This is a genomic window from Acidithiobacillus sp. (assembly GCF_049965315.1).
Taxonomy (GTDB): Bacteria; Pseudomonadota; Gammaproteobacteria; order Acidithiobacillales; family Acidithiobacillaceae; genus Acidithiobacillus_B.
Window position 1 is genome coordinate 1 of the sequence record NZ_JBMFWL010000062.1, and the last position, 1,494, is coordinate 1,494.

A 1,494-nucleotide genomic window follows, 5' to 3' on the forward strand; every position below is an offset into this window, starting at 1 on the left:
CTGCCATGAGACCATCTACCAGCATATCTACGCGCACCCGGCCGGGGAGCTCAAGAAGATGCTGATCGATGCCTTACGGAAGGGACACCAGAAGCGCCGTCCCCGTAGCCGTGGAAAGGATCGCCGTGGTGGCATTCGAAACATGCGCTCTATCCGCGAGAGGCCGGAGGAGGCGCAGTCGAGAGAGGTTCCTGGCCACTGGGAAGGCGACCTTATCAAAGGCGCCTTCAATGGGAGCGCCATTGGCACCCTGGTGGACCGCAGCACCCGCTTTGTTATCCTGGCCAAGGTGGACGATTCCTCCGCAGAGGCGGTGCTGGAAGGCTTCACCAGACGCTTGCGCACGCTTCCCAAGGCATTGAGGAAGACCCTGACCTATGACCAGGGTCGGGAGATGGCTCGACATGAGGAACTGGAAAAACGCACCCATCTGATGGTCTACTTTGCCGACCCTCACAGTCCCTGGCAGCGCCCAACCAATGAGAATACCAACGGTCTACTCCGCCAATACTTCCCGAAAGGAACGGATCTGTCGCAATACTCCCAGCAGTACTTGACCAAGGTTGCTAACGAGATGAATAATCGACCCAGAAAATCCTTGGGTTTTCGCACGCCAGCCGAAGTAATGGCGCAGAAGATCAGAGACTTAGACGGCAGTGTTGCACTTCAAAATTGAAACCGCCCAATTGCCTTTTCTCGACATGGAAGCCACCAAGCCATTTTTCTTGAGGATGGCGCGATAAGCCTTGGCGCAATACTGGCTGCCGCGGTCTGAGTGATGAATCAGTCCCGGTTGTGGGTGTCGATGCTGGGCGGTTTCAATTTTGAAGTGCAACACTGCCGTCTAAGTCTCTGATCTTCTGCGCCATTACTTCGGCTGGCGTGCGAAAACCCAAGGATTTTCTGGGTCGATTATTCATCTCGTTAGCAACCTTGGTCAAGTACTGCTGGGAGTATTGCGACAGATCCGTTCCTTTCGGGAAGTATTGGCGGAGTAGACCGTTGGTATTCTCATTGGTTGGGCGCTGCCAGGGACTGTGAGGGTCGGCAAAGTAGACCATCAGATGGGTGCGTTTTTCCAGTTCCTCATGTCGAGCCATCTCCCGACCCTGGTCATAGGTCAGGGTCTTCCTCAATGCCTTGGGAAGCGTGCGCAAGCGTCTGGTGAAGCCTTCCAGCACCGCCTCTGCGGAGGAATCGTCCACCTTGGCCAGGATAACAAAGCGGGTGCTGCGGTCCACCAGGGTGCCAATGGCGCTCCCATTGAAGGCGCCTTTGATAAGGTCGCCTTCCCAGTGGCCAGGAACCTCTCACGACTGCGCCTCCTCCGGCCTCTCGCGGATAGAGCGCATGTTTCGAATGCCACCACGGCGATCCTTTCCACGGCTACGGGGACGGCGCTTCTGGTGTCCCTTCCGTAAGGCATCGATCAGCATCTTCTTGAGCTCCCCGGCCGGGTGCGCGTAGATATGCTGGTAGATGGTCTCATGGCAG

1 protein-coding gene and 2 pseudogenes are annotated in these 1,494 nt (G+C 56.7%); 1 reads left to right on the top strand and 2 read right to left on the bottom strand.

Annotation, left to right across the window (positions count from 1 at the left end; all coding sequences use genetic code 11):
- Window positions 1–676 (top strand): IS30 family transposase (locus ACP5MM_RS09760; RefSeq protein ID WP_427934529.1); only part of this gene is annotated, 676 nt, incomplete at its 5' end.
- A gap of 9 nt (window positions 677–685) precedes the next feature.
- Here the strand turns inward: ACP5MM_RS09760 and ACP5MM_RS09765 are convergent.
- Both ACP5MM_RS09765 and ACP5MM_RS09770 read right to left on the bottom strand, forming a co-directional pair.
- Window positions 686–805 (bottom strand): annotated as a pseudogene (locus ACP5MM_RS09765) (DDE-type integrase/transposase/recombinase); the annotation flags it as partial.
- A 13-nt stretch (window positions 806–818) separates the two neighbouring features.
- Window positions 819–1,494, bottom strand: a pseudogene (locus ACP5MM_RS09770) (IS30 family transposase); the annotation flags it as partial.